This window comes from Mesorhizobium sp. M0276, from assembly GCF_040321755.1.
In the GTDB taxonomy this organism is placed as follows: Bacteria; Pseudomonadota; Alphaproteobacteria; order Rhizobiales; family Rhizobiaceae; genus Mesorhizobium.
The window spans coordinates 82647-91038 of the sequence record NZ_JAMYSC010000029.1; the positions used below are offsets into that span (position 1 = coordinate 82647).

An 8392-nucleotide genomic window follows, 5' to 3' on the forward strand; every position below is an offset into this window, starting at 1 on the left:
GCCGGTAACAGTCAGGTTACCGGCCGTTTTGCGAGCGATCAGCCAGGGGTGACGGCGTAGCGCAGATGAACGAGCCCATGCGCGAGCGCTTCGCAGCTCGTCAGGGACAACTGCATCTTGCCCGCCAGGCCGCTCTCGCCGAACTCGACGAAACCCTGGTTTGCCGCCCGCCCGTCGAGCGCCGGCGCGACGAGAAGGCTCAGCTCATCGACGAGCCCTGCCGCGAGGAAAGAACCGTTGATGCCGGCGCCGCCCTCGAGCAGCAGCCTTCGGATGCCGAATTCGCGGCCGAGTACCTCGACCATCGACGCGAGATCGATGTCGGCGGTTTCCGCGACGATATAGGACACGCCGTCGGCGGCAAGTTCGGCCAGATGGCTGTCGGCAACGTCACGCCCAAGCAGCACCACTACATGATCGCCGCCGATGTCGGGTTTGGAAAAGTGAAGCCTGCCCGAGGGATCGAGCGCCACGGCATAAATGCCCGCACCGGCCTGCGCGAAATGATAGGGCCGGTCGACCTTGCCGGCATTGGCCGGCGGATGCGCGACGGCTTTGCTCATCTCGGCCATGGTGACGCGGCCGACGATCCAGGCATCGCCCGCGAGGTCATTGTGGATATGCTCATAGAGGCTGGACCATTCGGCCAGGGTGCCGTCGGGGCTCTTGGTGTAGCGGCTCGGGTGGAGGCCGCCGTCAAGGGATGCCAGCATATGGCAGATGATTTGCGGCTTCATGCAATTCTCCAAATCGTGGGCTTCGAAAATTCAGGTCTTGTTGTCGTGCATATCGTTCTCCCAAAACCGGTGCCACTTTTGACGATCTGCATTGTCCCAAAGTAGTGCCGGACCAAGGGAATGGAAGTCAGGCGCCCCGACCACGCGAGACGGCCGCACGTGTCGGAGCAGCGCTTTCGCTTCCTGGCCCAGAAAAAGAACGGACTGCAAGGCCCGGCCGACCCGAGCCGATCGCCAAAGGGCAGGAAGCCGCAATCCAAAAATCCGACAATTCCGATAAGTTGCCCGGTAGCTCCGTTATATCAATGTTGCACAAATGGTTGACCCCGGGCTAGCATCCCCGCGCAGGCGTCGATGGGAGGCTCTTTTTTACAGCGGCGGCCGGCTGGAGCGGCATGCGTTTTCGGGCGCAGGGAGGATGCTCCAACACTTTGAACCGACGCATGATCCTTCCTGAAACCGATCCCGGTTTTCGGGCTCGTGCGTCCTTGTGGAGGAGGATCTGATGAACAGACGCGAATTCCTGCTGTCGTCCGCGGCCTTTGGCGCCATGATGCTTGCCGCACCCTCGGCCTTTGCGCAGAACAAGCTCACCATCCTGGGCTCCGTGCCCAATCTCGGCTTTCCGTTCTTCGTGCACATGCTGAACGAGATCAAGGCGGAAGCCGCTGCGCAAGGCGTTAATTTGACCGAAAGCGACGGCCAGAACTCGGCCACCAAGCAGACCGCCGACATCGAGGCTGCCCTGGTACAGAAGGTGAACGCCATCGTCATCTCGCCGCTTGATGTCAATGCGCTGGCGCCGGCCATCGAGGAAGCGGTCAAGGCCGGCGTTCCCGTGGTGACGATCGACCGTCGCGTCGACGGTGTCGAGGGCATTCTGGCCCATGTCGGCGCCGACAACGTCAAGGGCGGCGAGGCCGAAGCCCAGGCGATGGTGGCGGCGTTCCCCAACGGCGCCAAGCTCTTCCATCTGCAGGGCCAGCCAGGCGCCGGCCCAGCGATCGATCGCAACAAGGGCGTGCACAATGTGCTCGATCCCCTGAAGGACAAGTACCAGATCGTCTTCGAGCAGACCGCCAATTTCGCCCGCGCCGAGGCGCTGTCGGTGACCGAAGCCGGCCTTGCCGCCAACGGCAAGCCGGACGCCATCGTCTGCGCCAATGACGACATGGCGCTCGGCGCCATGGAAGCCTGCGCGGCGCGCAACTTCACCGACGTCAAGATCTACGGCTTCGACGCGCTTCCCGAAGCGCTGGTCGCGGTGCGCGACGGCAAGCTTGCCGGCACCGTCGAGCAGTTCCCCGGCGAGCAGTCGCGCACGGCGGTCCGCATCGCGGTGGCGTTCGCCAAGGACAAGACCGAGCCGAAGGAGAAGCTGGTGCTGCTCACACCGATCGTGATCGGCAAGGACAATCTCGACAAGGCGGAGAGGATTGGCGAGACGAAGTAGGGGTGATTGGTAAGCCGGCGGGACAGCACCCCCCTCTGTCCTGCCGGACATCTCCCCCGCAAGGGGGGAGATCGGCAGTGTCATTGGCGGCGCTTTTTCCTGCTAAGTTGGAGATTGGCGAAAGCAGAACGGGCAGCCAATCTGCCCCCTTGCGGGGGAGATGTCCGGCAGGACAGAGGGGGGTGCTCAAGCGCTGATGGAGCCGTGATGAACTGCATCGAGGAAGCAACCATTGTCGCCTGCTGAAGCCGCATCGCCCGAACCTATCCTGCTTGCCGTCGAGGGCATTACCAAGCATTTCTCCGGCGTCACCGCGCTCAGCGATGTCTCGCTCGACATCCGCCCTGGCGAAATCCTCGGCCTGCTTGGCGAAAACGGCGCCGGCAAGTCGACACTGTTGAAAATCCTGTCGGGCGTCATGCCGCCGTCGGGCGGCCGCATCATTTTCGACGGCGCCGAGTATCAGCCATCGAGCCCCCAGGATGCCAAGCGGCTCGGCATCGTCACCATCTATCAGGAGCTCAGCCTGATCCCGACGCTGACGGTGGCGGAGAATATTTTTATCGGCCGCGCGCCAGTTGGTCCGCTCGGGCTGGTCAGCTGGCGGCGCATGGAGCAGGACTCCCGTGACATCATCGCCCGCGTCGGCCTCTCCATCGATCCGACGACGCCGGTGTCGGCTCTGTCGGTGGCCGAACAGCAGCTGGTCGAGATAGCGCGTGCGCTGTCGCTGAAAAGCCGGCTGATCATTATGGACGAACCGACGTCGGCGCTGACCGAGACCGAGGTACAGCGGCTGCTGTCGATCATGGACAGGCTGCGCAAGGACAAGGTCGCCATCATGTTCGTCACCCACCGGCTGGAGGAGGCCTCCGCCATCTGCGACCGCATGACGGTGCTGCGCGACGGCAGGCTGGCCGGGCATCTCGACCGCGAAGGCGGACCGATCGCGCTGCCCAGGATCATCGAGAAGATGGTCGGCCGGGCGGCGTCGGAACTTTATGCGCGGCCAGCGCAGCGCGCGGTTGCCGGCGATGTCGTGCTGTCGGTGCGCGGCCTGCGCACCGTGCGCGATCCCGAGGCGCCGCACGCCATCGTGCTCGACGGCGTCGACATCGATCTCAAGGCCGGCGAGATCCTTGGCGTCGCCGGCCTCGTCGGCTCGGGCCGCACCGAACTGGCGCGCGCCATTTTCGGCGCCGACCGCATCGCGGCCGGCACCATCACGCTCGACGGCAAGCAAATCACCCCGGCATCACCGGCCGATGCGATTGCGCTCGGCATCGGCCTGGTGCCGGAAGACCGCAAGCATCAGGCGATCTTTGCCGCACTCGGCATCCTGCCGAATTTTTCCGTCGCATCGCTGGCCAGCTTCAGCAACGGCTTCGGTTTCATGGCAGAGCGGCGCGAGCGCGATGCGCTTGCCGGCTTCAGGAAGATGCTGTCGATCCGCATGGCCTCGGCCGAGCAGGCGATCGAGGGCCTGTCAGGCGGCAACCAGCAGAAGGTGGTCTTGGCGCGCTGGCTGGCACGCGATCCGAAAGTGCTGATCGTCGACGAACCAACGCGCGGCGTCGATGTGGGCGCCAAGACGGAAGTGCACCAGATCCTGGTGCAGCTTGCGGCGCGCGGCATCGCGGTGATGATGATCTCGTCCGAATTGCCCGAGGTGCTGGCCGTGTCGGACCGCATCGTCACCATGCGCCGGGGACGCATCACCGGCGAGATGCCGGGCGTCGAGGCTAACGAGGAAAGACTGATGGAACTGATGGCTCTCGACCGCAAGGAGACACCATGAGCGTGGCGGAGGAACAGCGCGGCGGCATCAATTTCGCGCGCCTGCTGATGAGCTTCGGGCCGCTGCTGTTCCTGTTGGCGCTGATCGTAGTCTTCACAATGCTGAAGCCGAGCTTCATGGACCCGATCAACCTGTTCAACATCACGCGACAGATCTCGATCACCGGGCTGATCGCGCTCGGCATGACCTTCGTCATCCTCACCGCCGGCATCGACCTCTCGGTCGGCTCGCTGCTCGCCTTCTGCGGCATGGTCGCCGCGGTGGTCGCCAAGGGCGGCACCGCCAACACGCTGTCGCTGTCGACCTCCGGCACGCAAGGTTTTGGGTGGTTCGCCGCTCTGCTCGCCGCCGTAGTTGTGGGGGCGGCGGCCGGTGGTGTGCAGGGGCTTGTCATCACCCGGCTGAAAGTGCCGCCCTTCGTCGTCACGCTGGGCGGGCTGACGGTGTTTCGCGGGCTGACGCTGACCATCTCCAACGGCGGCCCGATCTCGGGCTTCGACGCCTCGATGCGCTGGTTCGGCACCGGGCTGATCGGCCCCGTGCCGGTGCCGGCGCTCATCTTCGCTGCGGCCGCCATCCTGTGCCACATCGTGCTGCGCTACACGCGCTATGGCCGCGCCGTCTATGCCGTCGGCGGCAATGCCGAGGCGGCAAGGCTCTCCGGCCTGCGCGTCGACCGCATCCTGGTCTCGGTCTATGTCATCGTCGGCTTCTTCGCCGGGCTCGCCGCCTTCGTGCTGTCGGCGCGGTTGAATTCCTCGGAGGCGGTGGCTGGCATCGGCTACGAGTTGACTGTCATCTCGGCCGTCGTCATCGGCGGCACCTCGCTGTTCGGCGGCATCGGCTCGGTCGGCGGCACGGTGGTCGGCGCGGCCCTGATCGGCGTGCTGCAGAACGGGCTGCAGTTCAACAACGTGTCGTCATACACGCAAAGCATCGTCATCGGCCTGATCCTGATCCTGGCGGTGGCGTTTGATCGGTGGCTGAAGTCGCGGGTGCGACGGTGAGGGCAACGAGGAGCGCTTAGCGCCCGTCCACCCCCTCTGTCCTGCCGGACATCTCCCCCTCGCTATGCGAACCGCTTCTCAGCCTCGCATGCCCACAGAAGATGGCCGTAACGGCGGAAGTAGCGCGCCACCAGACGCTGCTGTTTGGCTCGGATGAGGTCAGGCAGGCGCCGCTCCTGGCGCCAGCGCGGCAGGTTGCGCCAGCAGGCGATGAGGCGAACGGCATCCGCGATGGCTTCTTCAGCCGACAGTGCCGGGCCGAGCGCGGCCAGGAACAAGGCTTCCGAGTGTTTCAGCTCGTCGATAACGGCCTTGCGCCTGATGTGATTCTGGCGGGCATGGGCGATGCCGTTGCGGCGGATTGCTTCGAAGGCTTCGAGAAGGGCGGGGCTGTCGCCGGCATAACCGCAGGCACGGGCGAAATCGGCGGCGTCCATTGTCACTCCCAGGCCCAATGTGGCGGTGGTTTGTGTCCCGACTCACATTTGCAAAGGTACATAAGCATAACTCAAAAAATTATAGAAGAAAAACTTTTATGGTTGTTTGAAAACTGCGACTCGACTCGCGGCGCAAAACACAGGAATATGGAACAAATCAGGAACAAAAGGTGAGGAGGGGCGATGGCATTGCCTGGCAGGGAACCAGTGATCGCGCATGTCGCCTCGATTTCGGTCGAGTGCGCCGATTGCGGCCGCAACAGATGGTGGCGGCCCGAACAGTTGAAGCGGTTCGGGGTGACGGGAAATACACCAAGTCCGAACAGTAATCGATGAGGCGATCGACATAGGCTCGCGCAATTCGTTCGCCAGCTTGTGGAACCAGATAGATCAGCAAATGCAGCAGGTCATTTTCTGCGGCCTCACTGAAGACGACCCTGTGCGTCATGCTTGGCGTGAACGCTTGCCCGCCAGTGCATCAATGCGGTTGTGAAGTCGCTTGCGTACTTCCTCGAGAGGTGAGACGAGCGAAGGATCCTTCTGAAGCGCATCCATTGTTGGCGCAACCTCTTCCCGCAGCCAGCGATCGACCGCTGCGTCGCGTGCGGCAAGAGTTCTCAAGCCATCGCGGATAACTTCGCTTTCGGTGGCGTACTCGCCGGATGAAACCTTGTCCTTCACCATCTGCGCCATCTCAAGTGGCAAGGTAATGGTCAGTGGCTGGGTGCTGCGCATTGTCACTCCCCTGGGCAAATGGGATGCGTATGACTTAATCATACGCTGTTGCGCAAGCCGCGGCCAGTGGAATGATGGCACTTGGGCGCGATGGCTCTTCAATACCCCAGCAATTCCTTCAGCGGAATCACGCGCCAGACGTGTTTTATGGCGTAGCGGTCGAAGGTTAGCGTCTTCGGCGGATTGTATTGCTCGACGACCAGCTCGGCTGCGGTGCGCTTGACAAGCTTCTTGATGAAGGCCTTGCCGTTGCGTTCGTTTTCTTCTGGAAACGTCTCGATCACGACATGGTCGCCCGGCACGGCGTCGCGGCCGCCGCAATAGATCAGGTCGCCGGGCTCGTAGCGCGGCACCATGGAATCGCTCAGCACGTGCAGCGCGAACACTTTTGGCACGTTGCGGACGCCCGGCGGACGCTGGACATGGCCCGCCGGCTCGCCGTTGAAGGTGAAATCGCCATCATCGCCGCCGACGGCCGCGCCCAGCACCTCGATATCCATCGACCCGGCGGGCAGGGGGGCGGCATCGGTGACGATCTCGGCGTCGGCGACCGGACCGGCATCGTCGAGGAAGACGACCTGCCCTTGGCCCAGTGCCACCGGGTCGACGCGCAGGAAGGCGGCGGTCTTCAAGAGGTTCTCGGTCTTGGGCAGGTTGCGGCCGGTTTCCCAGTTGCCGACGGCGGCGACATCGGTGTCGTTGTGCTCGGCGATGTGGCGCATGACCAGGCCGCGCTGCTTGCGCGCCTTGCGGATAGCCGCCCCGACCTTGATCGACAATTCCGTTTTAGCCATGACACCCATGTGAGCGATGAAAGCGGCTCTCGTCTATGAAAGAATGGCTTGCATTATTTTTTGAGTTATGCTTATATCTGGTCATGCAAAACCTGTCCAGCTTTCATGGCGCCGAGGCGCCTGACTCCCATGGGGCGCATCCGGCGACTGTCGCCGGCACCCTTCCGCCCCGGCCGTCCTCCTCCCCGGCCGGGGCGAAGCCCGAGGTCCGGTGCTCCAAGGCACCAGCCCCGGGTCCGGTCGGCCGGTCAACGGCGACCGGAACGGCCGGAGCCGCCGCTCCCCTCGGCTCCGGCCCCCAATTCGACCGGCATGGCGCCGGCCCGATGTCTTCGGGTCCATCTGGCCGATCCTGCATCCGCACCGAAGACGGCACCGTCATCCTTTGCGACAGGGCGATCGGCAGGGCGGTTTCGGCCCCCGACAGAAAGACGGCGGAGGCGCGGCTTTCGCGCCTCGTCGAAGCGGCGGGACAGCGAACCCGGTCCGGCTGAGCCGGCGGCGCAAGCCGGGCGTCGAACCACACAACACTGAGTGCGGCCCAATGGGCCCAACCTTGACGCTTGCCTGGCGGCGCTCGGCCGAAGGCAGAACTTTGGATGGAGCCTGGAAATGGCAAGTTACACCGAGGCGGACTTGCAGGAGATTGCCCGCTGGCTGGAGGCCGGGCTTTCCGCTTCGAGGATCGCCGCCGCTTTCAGCGCGCTGCGCGGCAGTGCGGTATCGCGCGATGCCATTATCGGCATCGTGCACCGCAACGCCGTGCTGGACGCGATCGGCTTTGGCAATGTCAAAGGGCTGCCGGTCGGAGCCAAGCAGGCCGTGGGCAAGCACGCTGGAAGCAAGCGGGCGAGCACAACGCCGACGCACGGCAAAGAGAGCTCCAGGCCGGTCGCCAACACGGTCGACGCCGCGAACACCGCCAATGGGGCCGGCATGCGTAAGGCGGCCGCCAGGCGCGACACTTCGCCTGGCCGGCTGCCGCCGCGCCTGTTGGTGCCCGAGGCGGGTGTGCTGATCGCCGACGGCCAGACCTATCGTTTCACGATGCCGGTGCCGCCGCGTGCACCCGTGGGCCGCCAGCCGCATGGCGTGGCGATGCGCTTCATCGACTGCCTGTTCTCCCGCTGCCGCGCACCGCTGGATCTGACGGTGGAAGAGGATACCGACATTTCCATTGCTGAAGAGCGGGATGCGCCCGGCGACCGGCCAGGCGCCGACATGCTGTGCTGCGGCGTGCGGACCAGTGCGCTGAAGAGCTACTGCACCTATCACCAGGCGCGCTTCCGCCGCAGGGTTTTTGCGGTGGAGGCGGGGTGAGAGAAAGCGTCCCTTCTCCCCGTTCGCGGCAGGGCTGTCCGGGGAAAGTTTTGAGTGAATCGAAATGCCGCATGTGCATGCCCCGTAAAACGGGGTTTGTCCGTCTTCTCT

8 protein-coding genes are annotated in these 8392 nt (G+C 64.2%); 4 read left to right on the forward strand and 4 right to left on the reverse strand.

What is annotated here, in order from left to right; genetic code table 11:
- Positions 1-38: 38 nt before the first annotated feature.
- The gene (locus NKJ01_RS22445; protein ID WP_352731025.1) at positions 39-737 is read right to left on the reverse strand and encodes a RibD family protein; all 699 of its coding nucleotides are present in this window, start codon (positions 735-737) and stop codon (positions 39-41) included.
- Positions 738-1242: 505 nt separating this feature from the next.
- Here NKJ01_RS22445 and NKJ01_RS22450 point away from each other — a divergent pair.
- The 3 genes from NKJ01_RS22450 to NKJ01_RS22460 all read left to right on the forward strand — a co-directional run bounded on the left by NKJ01_RS22450 (position 1243) and on the right by NKJ01_RS22460 (position 4995).
- Complete coding sequence (locus tag NKJ01_RS22450) at positions 1243-2190, forward strand: substrate-binding domain-containing protein (RefSeq protein ID WP_023760056.1); 948 nt, start codon at positions 1243-1245, stop codon at positions 2188-2190.
- Between the two features lie 232 nt (positions 2191-2422).
- On the forward strand, positions 2423-3988 hold the full coding sequence (locus NKJ01_RS22455) for a sugar ABC transporter ATP-binding protein (protein ID WP_352731028.1): 1566 nt from the start codon (positions 2423-2425) through the stop codon (positions 3986-3988).
- Entirely contained in the window at positions 3985-4995 is a 1011-nt protein-coding gene (locus NKJ01_RS22460; protein ID WP_352731030.1) for an ABC transporter permease, read from the forward strand. The genes NKJ01_RS22455 and NKJ01_RS22460 overlap by 4 nt, the downstream gene beginning before the upstream one ends.
- A gap of 62 nt (positions 4996-5057) precedes the next feature.
- Here NKJ01_RS22460 and NKJ01_RS22465 read toward each other — a convergent pair whose 3' ends face one another.
- The 3 genes from NKJ01_RS22465 to NKJ01_RS22475 form a co-directional block, all read right to left on the reverse strand.
- Positions 5058-5432, reverse strand: coding sequence for a hypothetical protein (locus NKJ01_RS22465; protein ID WP_352731032.1), 375 nt, complete (start codon positions 5430-5432; stop codon positions 5058-5060).
- Between the two features lie 444 nt (positions 5433-5876).
- The gene (locus NKJ01_RS22470; RefSeq protein WP_172226328.1) at positions 5877-6167 is read right to left on the reverse strand and encodes a ribbon-helix-helix domain-containing protein; all 291 of its coding nucleotides are present in this window, start codon (positions 6165-6167) and stop codon (positions 5877-5879) included.
- Between the two features lie 98 nt (positions 6168-6265).
- Positions 6266-6970, reverse strand: a complete 705-nt coding sequence (locus NKJ01_RS22475) for an XRE family transcriptional regulator (RefSeq protein ID WP_352731035.1) — start codon at positions 6968-6970, stop codon at positions 6266-6268.
- A gap of 603 nt (positions 6971-7573) precedes the next feature.
- Here NKJ01_RS22475 and NKJ01_RS22480 point away from each other — a divergent pair.
- Positions 7574-8281, forward strand: coding sequence for a GcrA cell cycle regulator (locus NKJ01_RS22480; RefSeq protein ID WP_352731038.1), 708 nt, complete (start codon positions 7574-7576; stop codon positions 8279-8281).
- Positions 8282-8392: the final 111 nt, after the last annotated feature.